This window comes from Roseburia sp. CLA-AA-H209 (assembly GCF_020687575.1).
Classification (GTDB): Bacteria; Bacillota; Clostridia; order Lachnospirales; family Lachnospiraceae; genus Roseburia_C; species Roseburia_C amylophila.
Map to the genome: position 1 here is coordinate 24,009 of NZ_JAJEQU010000005.1, position 18,646 is coordinate 42,654.

The 18,646-nt window shown below is 42.9% G+C and carries 13 protein-coding genes; all 13 read right to left on the bottom strand.

All coding sequences use genetic code 11. The features are described 5' to 3' along the window. Nucleotides 1-161 precede the first annotated feature (161 nt). Nucleotides 162-491 carry a winged helix-turn-helix domain-containing protein gene (locus LKD41_RS06035; protein WP_117947817.1) on the bottom strand — a complete coding sequence of 110 codons (330 nt, stop codon included), beginning with the start codon at nucleotides 489-491 and terminating at the stop codon, nucleotides 162-164. 69 nt (nucleotides 492-560) lie between these two features. Next, nucleotides 561-1,232 carry a hypothetical protein gene (locus LKD41_RS06040; RefSeq protein ID WP_008118594.1) on the bottom strand — a complete coding sequence of 224 codons (672 nt, stop codon included), beginning with the start codon at nucleotides 1,230-1,232 and terminating at the stop codon, nucleotides 561-563. 12 nt (nucleotides 1,233-1,244) lie between these two features. Continuing rightward, on the bottom strand, nucleotides 1,245-1,901 hold the full coding sequence (locus tag LKD41_RS06045) for a hypothetical protein (protein ID WP_008118593.1): 657 nt from the start codon (nucleotides 1,899-1,901) through the stop codon (nucleotides 1,245-1,247). Between the two features lie 16 nt (nucleotides 1,902-1,917). After that, nucleotides 1,918-2,505, bottom strand: a complete 588-nt coding sequence (locus tag LKD41_RS06050; protein WP_227700707.1) for a hypothetical protein — start codon at nucleotides 2,503-2,505, stop codon at nucleotides 1,918-1,920. A 470-nt stretch (nucleotides 2,506-2,975) separates the two neighbouring features. Then, nucleotides 2,976-3,341 carry a DUF6033 family protein gene (locus LKD41_RS06055; RefSeq protein ID WP_008118586.1) on the bottom strand — a complete coding sequence of 122 codons (366 nt, stop codon included), beginning with the start codon at nucleotides 3,339-3,341 and terminating at the stop codon, nucleotides 2,976-2,978. 106 nt (nucleotides 3,342-3,447) lie between these two features. Further along, nucleotides 3,448-4,407 carry a hypothetical protein gene (locus LKD41_RS06060; protein WP_021960360.1) on the bottom strand — a complete coding sequence of 320 codons (960 nt, stop codon included), beginning with the start codon at nucleotides 4,405-4,407 and terminating at the stop codon, nucleotides 3,448-3,450. A 432-nt stretch (nucleotides 4,408-4,839) separates the two neighbouring features. Beyond that, complete coding sequence (locus LKD41_RS06065) at nucleotides 4,840-13,329, bottom strand: DUF3849 domain-containing protein (protein WP_331470901.1); 8,490 nt, start codon at nucleotides 13,327-13,329, stop codon at nucleotides 4,840-4,842. Nucleotides 13,330-13,415: 86 nt separating this feature from the next. After that, on the bottom strand, nucleotides 13,416-13,712 hold the full coding sequence (locus LKD41_RS06075) for a hypothetical protein (protein ID WP_227700709.1): 297 nt from the start codon (nucleotides 13,710-13,712) through the stop codon (nucleotides 13,416-13,418). Nucleotides 13,713-13,829: 117 nt separating this feature from the next. Further along, complete coding sequence (locus LKD41_RS06080; RefSeq protein ID WP_227700710.1) at nucleotides 13,830-14,147, bottom strand: hypothetical protein; 318 nt, start codon at nucleotides 14,145-14,147, stop codon at nucleotides 13,830-13,832. Between the two features lie 88 nt (nucleotides 14,148-14,235). After that, nucleotides 14,236-14,475: a histidinol dehydrogenase gene (locus LKD41_RS06085; RefSeq protein ID WP_227700711.1), complete on the bottom strand. Its 240-nt coding sequence runs from the start codon at nucleotides 14,473-14,475 to the stop codon at nucleotides 14,236-14,238. 75 nt (nucleotides 14,476-14,550) lie between these two features. After that, on the bottom strand, nucleotides 14,551-16,662 hold the full coding sequence (locus LKD41_RS06090) for a DNA topoisomerase 3 (protein WP_227700712.1): 2,112 nt from the start codon (nucleotides 16,660-16,662) through the stop codon (nucleotides 14,551-14,553). Nucleotides 16,663-16,664: 2 nt separating this feature from the next. Beyond that, nucleotides 16,665-18,404, bottom strand: a complete 1,740-nt coding sequence (locus LKD41_RS06095) for a CD1107 family mobile element protein (RefSeq protein ID WP_227700713.1) — start codon at nucleotides 18,402-18,404, stop codon at nucleotides 16,665-16,667. Beyond that, nucleotides 18,379-18,642, bottom strand: coding sequence for a DUF4315 family protein (locus LKD41_RS06100; protein WP_055264214.1), 264 nt, complete (start codon nucleotides 18,640-18,642; stop codon nucleotides 18,379-18,381). The genes LKD41_RS06095 and LKD41_RS06100 overlap by 26 nt, the downstream gene beginning before the upstream one ends. Nucleotides 18,643-18,646: the final 4 nt, after the last annotated feature.

Here is an 18,646-nt window from a genome sequence, read left to right on the forward strand (position 1 = left end):
CCTTTGCATAACTACGATATTCACTTATAAACCTTTATCATTACTGCCCGTATTCGTTTTGATTTCTGCAATGTACTCCTGTCTCCTTTCTGCACCTGTCACTGTAAATGTTTTTACAAATAAAAAAGACAACCAAGATTTTGTTTCTTAATTGCCTGTTTCTATGCTATTAAATTTTTATTGAACCGATAACCAACTCCCCAAACAGTCTGTATATAGCTTGGCTTGCTAGGATTATCCTCTATCTTCTCCCGAATATTCCGGATATGGCTCATGACGATGTTGTAATCGCCGGAATAGGATTCTTTCCACACAATGTCATAAATCTGTTCCTTACTGAACACTATTCCCGGATGCTTTGCAAAAAGCTTCAAGATTTCAAACTCGGTATATGTAAGCTCTATCTCCTGATTTTCCCGAATGATTACCCGTTGAACCTCATCTATCATAAGACCTTTGAAATTCAACAGATGCTCGTTCATACCTGACATCTGAATGACTTCTTCCTGTTCCTGAAAAATATCTGTTCTGCAATGAACTGTTGGATAAATTAACCCGCATTATTCCACCCTCTCCTGTAAATTACCTAATCTGTTCAGCACTTCATACATCCGGCCATTGCCAAATATATAATTTTGCAAAACAAGCGGCTTCCCCACCTGCCTGCTTTCCCGGTACAGCTTCATATAAGCATCCTTCGCTTGATAAAAGCTGTCTTCCAATTCTTCCATCTCTTTTGTTGGCATTTCAAAAATTTTCCCCTGAATGACCTGCCCCTGGGCTGCTATTCTTGCACAGGATTTCTGCCATGCCGCTTCCTGCTCAAATTGTATATCCAGCCACTCTATCTCATCTTCTTTTGTCAGCGGCGTCCCATCTACCTTATAATACTGTTCATTTTCATAGCGCTGTTCAATTTCAGAATACAGCCTTGCATAACTCAATCCGCAGGCATTTACAACATCAGTATAGTCATACTGCCCTTTTTCTTCCCTAATTTCTTTTAATATTCCGGCTCTCATATCGCTGAACGATGTAACCGAATGCACAACTGTATGCTTAATTTTATCCATTAAATTTTCCCTGTTTTTCGATAATTGAGAAACCTCTAAAATATCCTTATGAAACACTTTCTGGTCTTCATTTTGGCTTTCCTGTTTTCCCAAATATTCCCTATCAAACTTGAAAAAATCCGGCAGATGAATAGGATGACTTAAAAATGTAATTGACATATCTCTTTCTCCTTACTTAAAAGCACTATCCGTAACCGCTTCCGTCATAGCATTTGCTTCATAAGCATTAGACGCTTTTGACAACAGCCTTTCATTGTTCCACGACCGTAATAATCGGCTTCTTTCCTGTTCCTGCTTTGCAATCTTTTCATTCAACATTTCCTGCTGCTGTTTTTTAACCTGCGCCCGTTTTTCCAGATATTCTTCCAAAAGCTCTTTTTGTCTATCTTTCTTGTTGCTTGTCTTTTTATAAAAACTGTTTTGTGAACGAGCATAAAATTCCGATTGATTATTAACACCAGACCATGAATCGCCCCTATAATCTTTAGCAGTAGCTCCTACAGTGAGCACCATAGAAGCTTCCAACGGTGCAAAGGACGAAGTTAAGTCACGTTTAAGTGCTGATAATATCTTTTCCCTGTACTCCGGATCATCTTTCATATTCTTAAATGCTTCCTCTGATATGTTGATAGCCACATTGGTTATAGTTCTATTTCTGGGTATCTTATCAATTTCAGCATAAAATTCCTTTTTGAAAATCGCCATTTCTTCCGCTTCTGATAATTCCTTTGTATTGCCCGTTTCTCCCGTGCTGTTTACGCTCTTTGTACTTTTCGTTGTTGCAACATTGTTCTGATAATAACTCTGTCCTACTCCACTAATAGCCATTTTTAATCCTCCTTTATCAGCACTTTTTCATAATATCCGATAGTATGCTTGTTGCTGTTCCTTGTTTGTAATTTATACTTTTAAAGGCTACCAAAAACTTCTCTTTAGCCTGCTCCATTATTGATACTGCGGTTTTCTGATATTTTGTATCAAACATTTGAGCCTTATCTTGTGTTTTTACTTCATTTTGAGGGCTATTTCTACGGAAATACCATGAACTGCCTGCGTTTTCAAATGCTTTATTGGTTTGTTGACAGGTAATATATCCTTCTAAATTTGCCAGACGCATTTTAAAGGCTTCGTCCAATCCGGCTAAATCTTCGTCAAGTGTCAATGACCTTTTCCCCGTAAGTTCGTAGGAAACTTCACGATCTCCATTTTCATGTTCTTTTACGATTTCATTATAACGGGTTTCATATGTATCCATTATAGATTTCATCACATCTTCAACATTATAATTCCCGTCTTTTAATGTTAGGCTGCTAATATCCCGCATTGCGGTATAGTGTTCCCAAGCAACCTCATTTGTATTTTGTATTGTCAGTTCCCTGACATTGGTATAATCCGAATCGGGTTCAAATTTGCTTGCCATTTCCCGCTGCATATTTCTTCCTGCATCAGAAATAGAAAGATTTGCCTACTGCTTCACCATCTTTGAGATTGCTTCCCTAACAGTTGCTTTTCCCCGTATATAATTTGTAGTCGTTCCCAAATAATCATAATTATGTCCGACTCCATTAATAGCCATTTCCTAATCCTCCATTGTCATCAATTTTTTATATTGCCGCCCCTGCCCCCTTGCAATAAGTCCGGGCAGTCCGCAAAAGCAAAGGTTTATGCGCCTTGCGGAATATGAACAATTTCTCCTTATGCCTTTATATCAAAACTTGCCCCTGTCGGCGCAGATGTACCAGAAACCGCAGCTAAGAGGTTCTGCGTAACACTTTTTACATCAGTGCCAGTAGCTGATATTGTAAACGTTTCATCTTCTGTCAGCTTCTCCAACTGCGCCTTTTTCTCTGCCCGTCTCTTAGCTGCCTTTTCTTCTGAGATTTTTCTTTCCTCACGCTTTTTCTATAATCTTTCTTTTTGTTTCTTTTCCGCATTCAATGTAGTTGAATTTTGTTTTGAACCACTGGTTCTTGTCATACCTCCGCAAGTAACAGAAGCATTCCCATCGGCATCTATTACAGTTGTAACACCATGTATCACTGCATTATCAGCTTTGGCTTGTGCAAACATTCTATTCTGTCCCGGTACTGCACCAGTTAAATTAAACTCTACTTTCTTGGCAAATTCCGGATCATTTGCCATTTTCTTTAGACATTCGCTAGAAAGATTTATTACCACTTTATTTTCATTTCCACTCATAAGACTGCTACCCGTATTAAAAGTAATCTCCGGGAACTTTTTACACAGTTTCTCATAGTATTCCTGCACTTTGTCCTTGCTGTTTGTCTTTACCTCCGTTGCTACATTAGTGTTTCACACTCTTCTACTTCGAGAATTAATTGCTTTTTCATATCCTGTCATAAAACTCGCTATGTTAAACAATTCCACCGTGCTTATATTGCTGTTCCCGAAGCTTATCCAACGATTTTGCTCCATCCGGGCTATACAAATCCAATAATTCCAAAAAATTACCAGACTCCTTACACCCATTCAATATCATACGCATACTATCCGCATCTTTACCGAATAACATACCCAACAGACTCATATCATACTGATTTTGACTATCACTTAATACTCCCTGCTGATGTAAATCCTCCATAAAACCATAAGAACGAACCTCGGAACCTATTCGCATCGCCACATTATATAAATCCGGATCAACAGTATGAAGATAATTTAGGTAGCGTGTCTCAATATTTCTATTGGGCGTGCCGCTCATCATCCAATTTGCTATATCTTCCAAAGATGCACCTATGGCAGCATCATCAATCAAATGCATCTGCCATCTTCCGCTTTCAGTCTTTGTAAAGGTATATTTTCCATCCTCCGAATACAATGTATTTGACCATGAGTTTTTTGGAGCCGCCTGGTCTCTGACAAGCACTTCAAATGCATCCATTGCAACTCTGTCTGGGATACACTTTTTCTCATCTGTTGGTAATTCCATTTTCCCCAATGCTACTGCAGTTTGCACTAGTTCATAATCCGATATGTTTTCTCCATGATAAAAATAAGAATTTTGTTCTTTCAATTTATCAAATGATGCCGGTAGTTTTACTTCTGCCAACTGTTCTTTGGAAACCTCAGTCCAATCTTCTTTTTTCTTACTACCTGCGGTCTGCATCTGCACTCTCGAACCGTTTGTAATCTTTGTACCATATTTTGCATTTACCATATGTTCTGTTATTGTCACATGTGCAAACTGAAATAAACTCCTTTGGTTTCTTGTATTTCCGTAACCTTCAACTTTCACAGCATATGGAAATGATGACTTCGTATTCAAAACAGAGTAAGTACCTGTATAAAATGTATTTGCCGCTTGTATTCTCATAATATAACCTCCAATCCAAACAGAAACAGCGTCTATTTTCACATTCAATCCCTTGAAAACAGACGCCATCCTTAGCTCATAATATTTATCGACATTTATTCATTTTTCTTTACAGAATGGAACGAAACCTGAAATTTGGGCGTGCCTCTTACTATATCTGTAACCCTATAAGTTTTCGATACTCCTTTGCATTTTCACAATCTGATACAATTCCTGATTGCGCATCCAAGCAAAACGGTAACATCTGCCAATCCTCATTGCCACATGCTCCTACCAATAACAATTGTCTGCCATAAATGATCTCCATCTTTGCACGATAAAGGGCAGCCACTACGGACTGCCCTTACATAAACTGCTATAACACTTTTCAATATTCCCAACCCAAATAGCGCTGACAGGTTGGGAATAAACTTGGGAATAAAATAGATTTTCCTATAAAATTTTTTCTTTTTTCTTTGCCTTATCTGCTGCATCCCTTCCTGCAGGTGTCCCGGACACCCTTGCCTTCATTGCTGCGAGCTTCTCTTGCAATGAAGTCCGTTCTGCCGGTCGGTCTGACAGCTTACTATCCGTAACTGTTTTTCCAAGATTACTCTGCTTTGCCGGCATATCCGCAACCTCATCACCTTTTTTATCCACCGATTTCACATCTTCCTGTGGTTTTTCCGGTTCTGCAGCATCGTCATCCATGCCAATCGCATCATCTCCTTTTTCGTCCATGTTAAGCAGGGCATTAAGCTCTGCAAGACGTTCCAGCTTTTCAGATAGCTCCGCTTCCTGTGGAAATGGCTTATCTACCTCCGCTTTTGCTGTTTCAAGCTGATGTTCCACATTGGATAACTTCGTCTGTGCTTCCTCAAGCTGTGAAGGCATGGCTTCCAGTACATTGTTGATTCTTGTGATATTTCCAAGCGGATCAGAGCCGACTTCCATCGGGTGGCTCATAGCACCTTTAACATTCATCACAAACTTATTGTTGAAAGAATCAAAGGTTACATTCAGCTTAAATCCAAGATATTCACCTACATCCGCACTGGCATTGATACCTTTGATTTCCTTACACATGGCTATGATTGCAGTTCCCGCTTCCTTCTTGTCGGTGTATGGCTTTCCACCCACCTGCATAAAGAACTGCTCCTTATCCTCCGGCTTATTTTTCGCATATTTTTCCATATCAGCAGTAAAACCTTCGATACGTTCTTTGTAAACAGCGATCTGGTGCGGATAATGCTGTGTGATGTTATCCTCCAGCCTGTACTTCTGACTGGTATGGTTTGCCTTCATCAGCTTTAACTTCGATACCTGAATATCAAGATCCATTTTTTCCTTTATGTAGGGATTACCTGTGGCAAGTGCCTTGACTTCTGCATAGGAAAGTGCCGCTTCGTCCACATCCTCACAGCTTCGCACCGGGGATTTACTGGTCATGATCTGTCCGATGAATTTCTGCTTATTCTCAATGAGCTGCCATGAATAACTGTCAAACGTACCTTCCGTAACATAACGAAATATCTTTACTTTATCATTCTGGTTGCCCTGTCGTAAGATTCTTCCCTCCTGCTGTTCAATGTCAGAAGGTCTCCAAGGCACATCCAGATGATGCAATGCAATCAGTCTGTCCTGCACATTCGTACCGGCTCCCATTTTGGCTGTGGAACCTAATAAAAAACGAACCTGTCCGCTTCTTACCTTTGCAAACAGCTCCGCTTTTCTAAGCTCTGTATTGGCATCATGGATAAATGCGATCTCCTGCTCCGGCACTCCCTTTTCCATGAGCTTATTTTTTATATCCTCATACACATTGAAAGTGCCATCGCCCTTCGGTGTGGAGAGGTCGCAGAAGATTAACTGTGCCGACTTCTGCTCTTTGGTGTTCTCCCATATCTCATAGGCTTTCTCCACACAGGTTGCCGCTTTGGAATTTTCCTCATCCGGAAGCATATCGTTGAGCAGCCTCTGGTCAAGTGCCAGCTTTCTTCCGTCATTTGTAATCTTTAGCATATTATCCTCGTAAGGCTGCACCTGTCTGTCCCGGACTGCTTCAGCACGTTCCGCAAGAGAAGCCACCATTTCTTTCTGAAATTCACTCGGCTTTAATACCACATTTTCATACTCTGCTTCCGGCACAGGAAGTTTTAACATATCCGGTGTCTGAATGTCCGCACTCTCCTTGAAAAGTGCAATCAGCTCCGGAAGATTAAAAAACTTCGCAAATCTTGTCTTTGCCCGGTATCCGGTTCCCTCCGGTGCAAGTTCTATGGCGGTCTGTGTTTCCCCAAAAGAAGCCGCCCACGCATCGAAATGTCCCAGTCCCAGCTTCTGAAGCGTACCATACTGGAGATAACGCATATTCGTATAAAGCTCCGTCATGCTGTTGGAAATTGGCGTTCCGGTCGCAAAAGTTACACCCTTGCCGCCTGTGATTTCATCAAGATACTGGCACTTGGCAAACATATCGGAGGACTTCTGTGCTTCTGTCTGTGCGATGCCTGCCACATTCCTCATTTTCGTATAAAGGAACAGGTTCTTGTAATTGTGGCTCTCATCCACAAACAGCCTGTCTACACCCAACTGCTCAAAAGTCACGACATTATCCTTACGGCTCTGGTCATTTAACTTGTCAAGCCGCACCTGCAATGCTTTCCTCGATTTTTCCATCTGCTTAATGGTATAACGCTCCCCGTTGTCTCTTTTTGCCTGATCAATAGCAAGCTCAATCTCATCAATCTGTTTTTCGATTGTGGCTGCCTGTCTTTCCTGTGATAACGGGATTTTTTCAAACTGACTATGCCCGATAATAACGGCATCATAATCACCTGTTGCAATACGGGAACAAAATTTCTTACGGTTGGCGGGTTCAAAATCCTTTTTCGTTGCCGCAAGGATATTTGCTCCTGGATATAACCGTAAGAAATCACTTGCCCATTGTTCAGTCAGGTGGTTCGGCACCACGAATAATGACTTTTGGCATAGTCCCAGACGCTTGCTTTCCATTGCCGCCGCTGTCATTTCAAAGGTCTTTCCGGCACCAACGCAGTGTGCAAGCAGGGTATTATCCCCATACAGCACATGGGCAACCGCATTTTTCTGATGCGACTTTAATTCAATATCCGGTGTCATACCCGGAAATTTCAGATGTGAACCGTCATATTCTCTTGGTCTGGTGGAATTGAAAAGCTCATTATATTTTGCCACAAGTGTCTGCCTGCGCTCCGGATCACGGAATACCCAGTCCTTAAATGCTTCCCTTATCGCTTCCTGCTTCTGGCTTGCAATCATGGTTTCCTTTTTATTAAGAACTCTTTTTTCCTTTCCATCTTCCTCAATGGTATCATAAACTCTTGTGTCTTTCAGATTTAAGGAATCTTCCAGTATCTTATAGGCATTTACCCGGCTTGTACCATAGGTCATGTTGACAAGCGTATTTCCAAAATCAGCGTTTTTCCCTTTAATGTTCCACTCTCCGGTCATACCCGAAAACTGCACCCCAATCGTATCTCTGCGGAATAAATGCTCCGGTGTCTGGAACGTATCACGCATGAAATCATTGATATATTTTGGATCAATCCATGTGGCACCAATACGCACCTCAATCTCCGATGCGTCCAGCTCCCTCGGCTGTACCTGCGTAAGAGCCTGCACATTTGGAGCATATTCCGGATGATTTTCTGCATAGGTTGCTGCAATGGCAAGTTTCTCACGCACATTTCCGCTGAGATACTGGTCTGCTGTCTCCCAGACATCGGTAAGCGGGTTCTGGAAAATAACACCACGAAGCTCCTCAATCAGCGTATCCTTGTCCTTTTCAGTCAGCTCTGCCATATAATCAAGGTCGATTTTAGCTTTCTCTGCTAAAGATACTGCCAATGCTTCACTTGCAGTATCCACACTTGTGACCACCTCTGCCCTTTTAATGGTACGCTTCGTGAACATATCCGCTTTGCCCTTGAAATTGCCCTCATCATCAAGTTTTTCCAAAGAACACAACAGGCAATAACTGCTGTCCTGATTAAAGGCTCTCTTATTCGTCTGTGAATTGATCAGACCATATTTCTTAGAGAAATTATCATACAGGCTATTAAGTTCTGTCTGCTTTTCCTTAATTGTTACATCGGAGTATTCCTCAAGCTGCATATCAATCAGTTCCTGCGTACAGTTACGGATTGCCACCATTCCCTTGATACGTTCTTTTGCGGTGTCTGATACTTCCACCGGCTTCATGACAGAGTTTTCACGGTAATATACCTCATTATCGACTACGGTATAACTGAAATTCTTGACGGACGGATCAGCAGGAATACTCTGCCTGCTCATTTCATCCGCAAGCTCCTCATCCAGATCAATCGTATCAATCTGTCCTGTAATGTTTTGAAGTGCTTTCGCTAACTGCTCCTCAAATGGTCTGCCATCATCTGCCTTGCAGGTGCTTTCCATGCCATAAGGACCGGATACCATTTCCATCTTTCCTACGATCTGCTCCGGATGCTGTGCAAAGTAAGCGTTCATTGCAATGCCATCTGCATCCTCTCCCAGATGTACCCAGTCCGGCTCACGCTCTACCATGCGATCACGCTTCTGGAAAAATAAAATATCCGAAGTGACCTCGGTTCCTGCATTTGCCTTAAATGCGGTATTCGGAAGTCTGACTGCACCAAGCAGGTCTGCTCTTTGTGCAAGGTATCTTCTGACTTCCGGACTTGCCTTGTCCATGGTTCCCTTGCTTGTGATAAAAGCAACCACACCTCCGGGACGCACCTTATCCAACGTCTTTGCAAAGAAATAATCATGAATCAGGAAATTGTTTTTATCATACTGCTTGTCTGCCACCTTATACTGACCAAAAGGCACATTTCCGATTGCCACATCAAAGAAATCATTCGGATAATCAGTCTTTTCAAAGCCTTTGATCTGCACATCTGCCTGCGGATAAAGCTGCTTTGCAATGCGTCCGGTAATGCTGTCCAGCTCTACTCCGTAAAGCCTGCTCTCTTTCATGGAATCCGGCATCATACCGAAAAAGTTGCCGATACCCATGGAAGGCTCCAGTACATTTCCTTTGGAAAATCCCATTTTCTCCAATGTTTCGTACATCTGGCGGATAATGACCGGACTTGTATAATGGGCATTCAAGGTACTCTCCCTTGCCATGCGGTACTCCTCCGGTGATAGCAGTTCCTTTAACTGGTGATATTCTGCTGACCAGTTTGATTTGCTCTCGTCAAACGCATCGGCAAGACCACCCCAGCCGACATACTGGGATAAAATCTGCTGTTCCTGCGGTGTAGCATAACGGTTTTCGCCCTCGATCTGCTCCAACAGCCTGATTGCTGCAACATTTCTCTGGAATTTCTCTTTTGGAGAGCCTTCGCCCAAGCGATCATCACTGATATGAAAATTGACTGCGTTGCTTTTATCCGGTGTAGCCACAGATCTTTCCTGTACAGTCTTATTCTCCTCTGCCGAAGGTGTAAGCGGCTCCCATTCTCCGGTAAGCACCTGTGACAGCATTTCCTCTGTCTGTCGGTCTGCTTCACCATTCTCCAGACGCTCACGGGCAGACTGCGTATCTATACTGTCCAGTTCATCTTCGGTCTGTTCTGTAACAACATTCTGTTCCTTTTCATCAGAAAACTCCGCTTCTGCTTCCCTGCCACTTTCTGCAAGCTCATTGCCCCAGTCCATTGCTTCCTGCAAAGTCGAAAATGTCTCCAATGCCGGACGGGTGGTGTCTGCCGTATCATAAATAGCATATCCGTCCACTTCCTTATCAATCCAAAGAAATACTCCCTCTGATAAGGTGGCACTCCACTGTGTCGGATTTCCATATTCATCATCTGCATCATGTACCACATGCCACGCTAATTCCTGCACTTCATCCAGCTCTGCGATACCATCCGTCCCCTCAAAGCGTGAAAACACTTCTGCTTCGTGCCTGTCAATATCTTCCTCTGCAATGGCATTGATATAATCGTCCTCTACTTCGCTACGCTCCGGCTTATGGTCGTATTCAAAGGTTTTCCCATTGACCTGTGCATAATAAAAACTGCTGTCCTCTATGTTATTTCCAAGCAGGTATTTCTCTTTTTCACTGCCCCACTGATCAACCGGAATGCATTCATATCCATCAATCGTGACTGTTTCCTGTGCTTCCTTTTCTTTTTCCCGAAGCACATTGATATATCTTCTCGCCTGATTGGTAAATCCGTCCAATACCGCCGGATGTGAGCTTAGAATCAGATCATTATTCTGCCACTCATTTTCCGCAACAATGCCTTTTGCCCATTCCTTATTGTTCTGCGAAAACCGCCCATCATAATCAAAATGCGTGACGGTATTTGCAAGAACAAATTCCACACAGTCAATGCCATATTTATCTATGATTTCATCTGCGGTATTCCTCGGAAGCACAAAACCATTGAATTTCTCGGCAATCAAGGCTTCGATGTCCTTCTTACATTCAAGTCGCTGTCCATGCTCCAGACGGGAAAGCTCTCGCTGTCTTGCTTTCTCTGCCTGTTCTTCCTTGTATGCCTTGTAGTTTTCTTTCCCCTGTGGAGATAAATAATTATCCTCATGGATCAGCTCACGTAGCCTTTTCTCGACTACATTCCAGTTCAGAAGCACTTTTGCATACGGATTGCCATAACTGCCTTTCTCCAGACGGATACCTTTTCCATCATGTTCATTATGGGAATCATCATTGCCCGGCAGTCCGCCGGAACCACCACCAATGCCATATTCATTTTTCAGAAAAGCAACTGTTTCTTTCTGGTCATGTCCTTCCATGAAATACTCATAAATGCGGAAAGCTCCATGCTCATAGCCACTTCCTCTGCCAAGTGCATAGTCGATTTCATCCTGTGTGATAAAATCTTCCTGTGCTACCTCCACAGTATCCGGCAATGGAAATTCCAGTCTCTCCCTGTCAAGGTCTGCTATCTCCGATAACAGATATTCCGGTGATTTCACATGCCGCCATTTTAATTCTGTTTCTCCAGATGCAAGACGCTCTGCTGCATCTTCCAAAATATTTTTAAGCTGTTCCCTGCCCTCATGGGTGGAAAGAAGCTCCATGAGTTTTGCTTCACTTTCCGGATAATTTCCGGCTTTTAATCCAAGTTCTTCCGGTGTCTCATCCATGCCATCCCGAAGAAAGAAAAATATCTGATTAGCAACACGATTTCTCTCCTGCGTATCTACAAGAAATGCTTCACTGGCACTCATATATGTTCCATTTTCGATCATGGAACGGATATGGCTCTCCACATCTTCCCAATCCATCGTGACAATCGGTGTTTCCCTTGCCTGTGTTCCATAGCCGACACTCATACCATGCGCATCGAACCACACCGATACCGGATTTCCATTGATTTCAAAACCTTTTCCGGTCTGTCCGTACTCATTTTTCAGAAACTCTACCATCTGCTCGGCATTTCTGCCCTCGGTGTACTTTGCAAAAATACGCTTCCTGCTATGCTGTTTTCCTCCACCACTGCGAAGAATGGTTTCAAGCTCATTCTGTGGCAAAGAAAAAGCAGCGGGCATGGTATATTTCATACTTGCTTCCGCTGCTGCGACTGTTCCGACCTGCTCCTCAAAAGAAGGAAACAGGCTAAGTTGTGTAAAGGTAGGTTCCGGTGCATCTCCCCGGAGTGGCGTATCTGCTACAGGCTGTATACCAGCTCGCTCAATACCACTTCCTCGGCTCTGCTCTGAATGTTGTTCATCTTTGCTACCCAGAGCATCTGATCGGCTTCCTTGAGCTGTTCGGTCACTCCCTCGGTTGCCGCCATCTGGCTTGTCAGCTTCTCCATTCTCTCCTCTGCCTGCTTCTGGATCGTCAGCAGGTGTTCTTTCAATGTCCCTTTCAGAAGAAACGCTGAGTACACGCCCCTGTGGTTCTCCTTCAGATAAGTCTCCCTCATCATTCCGTACTTCGTTACCGTTCCCTCCGGCTGAATGTCCGCCTGTAATGTCGGGATCAGATAATCCCCGTTCTTTTCGTATGTCAGATTCATCGCTATTGCCCCTTTCTACGCTGTTTGGATTGTTGTCACTATATTCCTCATGTCCGCTCTCACTTTCACGCTTTAACGCATTGTAGTCTATTTTAGAAGTATTTGCAAGTCCTTTTTGCGTTAAATTTTGTGATTGTTCCTGTTCGTGGCTTCTGTTATATGCCCTTATGGTTCTTCCAATCTCTAAAAGTACCGGTTTTGCAAGTTCATTTGCTGCATCTCCAAGTACCGCAAGGGTATCCATGGAATTAAATTCGTGGATAAAATCAAAAGCAAACTCAGAACCATATTCCTCCATATCTGCACCACAGGCAGATAAAAGTGTAAAAGAAATACTCTCAGATAAAGTATCTCTTAAACGGATACCGACATTCTGCTCATCCAGTCCTTCTAGGAAGCTGCCCTCGATCATGTACTGCAAATCCGGCAACAATTCCTCATAATAATCTGCCGCAATTCTGTCAGCTAACTCCATAAGTCTTTCTTCAAACAGCTTCTTATCATCTGTGGCACCATAGATCTGCTCCAGACGCTTAATTACATCTTCCTTATGTTCCTCATGCAATTCCCAAAGTTCCGGATAGCGTCCGATTCTCCTTGCCGCATGGACATCAGAAACATCAAAAACATATTTCAGGCGCTTTCCATGTGCATCATCCTCATCCAAAAGTGCAATACCCTTTGCACCTTTGTTTACCCAGCAATGCATCCGCTCATTCCACAGCTCTATGGAAGCACACGCTGTTGCATCCGGTCTTTGTGCATAGATTAAAAGCTGTTCCCGGAACGGATACTTATACAGTCTTGCCGCTGTGGTCAGGTATTTCATCCATTCCTCACGATTTTTGACAACCTCGGCTGCTGTCTCCTTTGCCAGAGCCGATATAAAATCATATTTTCTCACGCAGTTCTCCTTCCTGTCATAGATATGACAAAAAGGCAGCCACATACACTACCATGACTGCCTTTCCTTTATTTCCCGTTACATTCCTATTCTGTTGTACCAAAGCTGAAAGTCTTACTCTCAGCCGTTTTCTTAGGCGTAAACCTTGCCTTAATTTCCGCAACCCTCCCCTCTAATGCTTGAAACATAGCATCTACCTGTTCCTGTGTATATTCATAGGAACCTCGATTTGCAAGATTCTCCAATCTTCCAATGGCATCCACCGCCTTATTCATGCGGTACTCGCCAATACGGATAAACTTCTCCGCCTTTGTCTCATTTTCCTTTGCCGCAGGCTCACCCTGAATTTCCTCTGCTGTCATTGTTATATTTGTTTCTTCCATGTGTTTTCCTCCATTTTTTGATAAAAAATTAGAGCGTACAGGTTTTCCCATACGCTCTGACGCTGTGTTGTTATTTTAGTTATGTGTGGTATTAGTGTTGCACCGACAAACTTGAATTTATACCCGGTACTTGTCTCGATTTATAGTCATATCAACCAAATGAAATACAAGTAAGATAATAAAAAAAACGGAAACTATTATTATTCCTGCGCCCAGCTTGATAAAATCAATTATACCGCCAAGACAAAAGAGCATTGACCATGTCTTAATCCGTTTTCCAGTAACTCTGCATATTTTCTCTGTATTTAATCCAGTATAATCTCCTGATAAAAACAGCACACTTCTTTCTGTATTCCTTGATTTGATAAAAAATCTTCCAACAAAAAAGAGAACAGTTGCCATCAGTAAATCAATAAATATAATTATTATTTTCATTTTCAACACCTCTAATTCTAAGTTCACAACTTACGATTTGCAAATTTCTTTCTCTCATAATACCACACTTTTTTCATCATAGATACAGCTATTTCTGCTTCCGAAATTCTTCTAGTATTTTTTCCTCCCTTTCTCGTTCCTCGCAATATTTCCAGAAATCGTGCAAAAATTCAGCGACAGATTTTTCCGGTGCTTCTGTCGGTTCAAGTTCTTCCAGCCTTTTTACAATTTTTATAACTTCCTCGGCATCAAATTCCTCATCGGTGGCTACCAACGTATAATAGTCAAGTTTTTCTTTCAGCATATCTATTTCTTTTTCCTTATTCATGCCAAAGTCCTCCCTTCACTATATACATGACAGTTTTCGACAAAATCTTACAAATTATTTTGGAATTGTTTTCTTCTATTTGTCCTTTTTCGGTGGAAATTCCATCTTAAATTTATACTGAAATCCCTTGATTTCCTTACCGTCTTTCGTGTAGGAAAATTTCTCGATGCTCTCCGGAATCAAATAAGCATCATAGCTGCCTTTCTTGCCTTTTAATCCTTTTACAAGTATCTTTTTCCCTTGAAGCAGGCTCTTGACCTGTGAATCGGAAAGTGTTACCCCAAGTGCCTTGCCGACATTCATACCGCACTTTCCGGTACAGTACGCTCCAAATTTTCCCTTGACTACATCAGCACCACACTTCGGGCATTTGCCTAGCACTTCTTGTCCACCCTTGCCTGTGCCAAACATGGCTTTATGTTCATCACTAACGCTGTGATAGGTCTTTACAAGATCAGTTACCATTGCTTCAATACCTGACATAAACTGTTCTGCAGCAACTTCTCCTTTGGATACAAGAGTAAGCTCATTCTCCCAGTCAGCAGTCAGTTTCGGAGATTTTACTACATCCGGAAGTATCGTGATCAGCTTCATTCCGTCCTCTGTCGGGATCATCTGCTTTTTCTCACGTTTTACGAATCCGTCTTTTACCAGTTTTTCTATGATATCCGCTCTGGTGGCGGGTGTACCAAGTCCTTTTCTCTCCACATCGTCACTCATGTCCTCGTTTCCGGCTCGCTCCATTGCCGACAAAAGGGAATCTTCAGTATAATGCTTCGGTGGCTGTGTGAAATGCTCGGAAACCTTTGTCTGCTCCACTGCAATCGTCATGCCCTCACGAAGCTCCGGCAGCTTCTTTTCTTCCTCGGCATCTGATTTATCCTCTGTGGTCTTATAGGAATTTTTGAAGAAATCCTCAAATTCCTTCCATCCATTTTTCCACACTTCCTTGCCGGATACCTTAAACACAATATTGTTGCAGGTAATCTCTGCCTTTGTGGAATTATAAATGTGCTTCTCCCCGGTCGCACACAGCAGACGGTTAGCACACAGGGAAAGTATCTTCATCTCACTCTCCGGTATTGCTTTTAAATCCTGTTTGATGATCTCCATGGTCGGAATGATTGCATGGTGGTCTGTCACTTTCTTGCTGTTCAAAATTCTTTTTATATCCGGATTGAACATGACATTCTGCTCAAATAACAGAGAATTGAAAATCGCTTCGATCACATTTTTTGCAGTACCTTCCATGTCATCGGAAAGGTACTGGCTGTCTGTTCTCGGATATGTTACTAACTTTTTCTCATAAAGGCTCTGCGTATATTCCAATGTCTGCTTGGCAGTAAAGCCAAACAGACGGTTTGCATCCCTCTGGAGTGTGGTAAGGTCATAGAGTTTCGGTGGTGCCACCCACTTTTCTTCCTTTATCACAGAAGTGACAAGAGCCTGTCCGTTTTCACAGGCTCCTGCAATCCTCTCTGCTTCCGTTTTATCACTGATATGCTCCGATACAGCATCCAGACCATTTTCCATGATATGAGCCATATAATAGGCTTCTTTCTTGAAATTCATGATTTTACTTTCACGGTCTACCAGCATGGCAAGTGTCGGTGTCTGCACTCTGCCGACCTTTAATGCCTTGCCACCATACAATACCGTAAAAAGCCTAGTGCCATTGATACCCACAAGCCAGTCTGCTTCCTGCCTGCATAGTGCTGACTTGTACAGATTGTCATAATCACTGCCTGGACGAAGATTATGGAAGCCGTCACGGATAGCACTCTCCTCCATGGAAGAAATCCATAATCGTTTCATCGGTTTTCTGCACCCTGCCATGTTGTAGGTCAGGCGGAAGATCAACTCTCCCTCCCTTCCGGCATCGGTAGCACACACGACTGCATCCACCCTGTCATCATGCATAAGTTTTTTCAAAATCTGATACTGTGCTTTCGTATCACTTTTCACTTCATGCTGCCATTCCTGTGGGATGATCGGAAGATTGTCATAACTCCATTTCTTCCATGCTTCCTCATAGCTTTCCGGCTGTACCAGTTCTACCAGATGTCCCACACACCATGATACCAGATAGTCATTGCCTTCCAAATAACCGTCCTTACGCTGTGTGGCACCAAGAACTGCCGCAATGCTCTGTGCCACGCTCGGCTTCTCTGCAATTACAAGCTCCATCTCTATTCCTCCCCGTTTTCTTCATCATTATCGTTGTCACTGTTATCTTCACTGTCATTCTCGCCTGTGTCCTCTGATTCTGTATCATCGCCACCATTTAAGAATGCTTCGTCTGAATCCTGCTCGGCTTCGTCCTCATAATCATAGTCCTCGTCAAGCTCGTCCTCATCTTCATCCTCATCAATGAAGTTTTCCTTTTTCTTCTTAGACTTCACAACATATACCACTCCGATCACAGCTACCGCAGCAATGCCTATTAAAATATATGTAAAGCCGGAACCATCTGCTTTTGCGGTATCCTCTTTCGGCTCACTTGTATCTTCCGTGCTATCTTCGGTGCTGTCCTCAACACTTTCTGCTCCCTGTGTTTTATCTCCTGTGGTATCAGCATTATTGTTTGATAATGCGCTGTCTTTGGTAGGGATTGCAGATTCCAATGCCGCTGAATTTTTCGGAAGTGTCTCGCTGTTATCCGTTGTGGTATTCAGCAGGTCGTTTTCACTGACTTCTGTAAGGAAATACACCTTTTCATCTTCCCCATCACGGTCAATCACAAGATAAAATATCTTTTCTGATGCAGTCTGGATTGTGTAAAATTCCTTGCCTTTTTCTGTGGTCTGGCTGTCACTGCTCTGGTCTGCATCCTTAGAAGTATCTCCCGTACTTGGAGATTGCTTTGCTGTTGCGGAACTGCTTGAAGTTGTTCCACTGCCTGTCTGGGAAACTGTATTTCCATTCACATCCGTTTTTGTATGCTCTGTGACCTGTGCGGTTGCAGAGCTTGGCTTGGTTGCCGACGCATCCACCGGAAGCTGCTGTGCCGGATCTTTTTCACTGCTGTCCTTATTCTCCGGATCGGTGTAATACGGATTGGCTGTTTTATAGATTTCAGAGGTATTTCCTGCATTATCCATGGCAGAAATCGTGAAATACTGATACCCTGCATCGAACTGTTGCAGACGGATATTCAAGGCTCCATTCGTATGCTCTGTAAACTCATAGCCATTGACATAGATTGCCTTGATACCGGAATCCGTATCATGTGCCTGAATGCTCAAAAGACCGTCGCTGACTGCCGCATTTAAGGTAGGCTTGGTAAAATCAAAACACTTGATATAACGGTTTTTCTCGTAGTTCTTGCCCTTCTGGTCTGTGACCTGCACATAAATGGTGCTGTTCTCGGAAATCTCTATGTACATATCCTCGGTAATATCCGTCCAGCTTCCATTCTGTCCGACTTTCGCCTGTACTTTCTGAATGGTAAAATTGCCGGACACTACCGTATCTTCTACCTTGACCGTTACTTTCGTGGTATCATTATGCCATCCAGACGGTGTATTGATTGTGATTTTTACGCTCGGATTGATATAGGTACATTCCTTATAGTTCTTTGCACACACCTCACAATCTTCATCCACCGCATACTGGCTGCACTTTTCTTTGCAGGTGCATTTTGCGGCAGGCTGTGTTTCTTCAGACGAATCTTCTGTTGTGCCTTCTGTGGAATTTTCCGTCTTTCCCTCTCCGGTATCTGTTCCTGAATTTTCTTCCCTGCCATTGCCGGGTGTAACCGTATTTTCTGCGTCACTTGCACTTTCCGTTTTCTGCTCGGCAGTATCCTCCGCATGAACCTCTATCGTATTTGTCCTGTTGGCAAAAAATGCCCCAATCGGCATACAAAAAAGTATTGCCGACAGCATAAGGGACACTACCGCCCTAGCCGATAATTTCCTGTTTTTCATTGATTGAAACCTCCTTTTCCTGTTCCCGTTTCTGTAATAAATTTCTGACTTCATCCTCACTGAGCTTGTTTAACATCTGCAAACGCTCCGATGAGATTTTATATTTTCGTATGATCTTCATGGCTTCGGCATCCTCCGCCATCTGTTTCTGTTCTGCAAGGTCTTTTTCCTTTGCCTGTAGCTGTGCTATCTGCTCTCTGACCTTTTTAAGCTGTGAATTGATTCGTTCTACTGACAAAAAT

What these genes read in the sequence shown, in the direction of transcription:
- LKD41_RS06075 (WP_227700709.1), bottom strand. Translation starts at nt 13,712, where the DNA reads ATGGAAGAAACAAATATAACAATGACAGCAGAGGAAATTCAGGGTGAG.
- LKD41_RS06060 (WP_021960360.1), bottom strand. Translation starts at nt 4,407, where the DNA reads ATGAGAATACAAGCGGCAAATACATTTTATACAGGTACTTACTCTGTT.
- LKD41_RS06080 (WP_227700710.1), bottom strand. Translation starts at nt 14,147, where the DNA reads ATGAAAATAATAATTATATTTATTGATTTACTGATGGCAACTGTTCTC.
- LKD41_RS06050 (WP_227700707.1), bottom strand. Translation starts at nt 2,505, where the DNA reads ATGCAGCGGGAAATGGCAAGCAAATTTGAACCCGATTCGGATTATACC.
- LKD41_RS06085 (WP_227700711.1), bottom strand. Translation starts at nt 14,475, where the DNA reads ATGAATAAGGAAAAAGAAATAGATATGCTGAAAGAAAAACTTGACTAT.
- LKD41_RS06040 (WP_008118594.1), bottom strand. Translation starts at nt 1,232, where the DNA reads ATGTCAATTACATTTTTAAGTCATCCTATTCATCTGCCGGATTTTTTC.
- LKD41_RS06045 (WP_008118593.1), bottom strand. Translation starts at nt 1,901, where the DNA reads ATGGCTATTAGTGGAGTAGGACAGAGTTATTATCAGAACAATGTTGCA.
- LKD41_RS06095 (WP_227700713.1), bottom strand. Translation starts at nt 18,404, where the DNA reads ATGAAAAACAGGAAATTATCGGCTAGGGCGGTAGTGTCCCTTATGCTG.
- LKD41_RS06090 (WP_227700712.1), bottom strand. Translation starts at nt 16,662, where the DNA reads ATGGAGCTTGTAATTGCAGAGAAGCCGAGCGTGGCACAGAGCATTGCG.
- LKD41_RS06035 (WP_117947817.1), bottom strand. Translation starts at nt 491, where the DNA reads ATGTCAGGTATGAACGAGCATCTGTTGAATTTCAAAGGTCTTATGATA.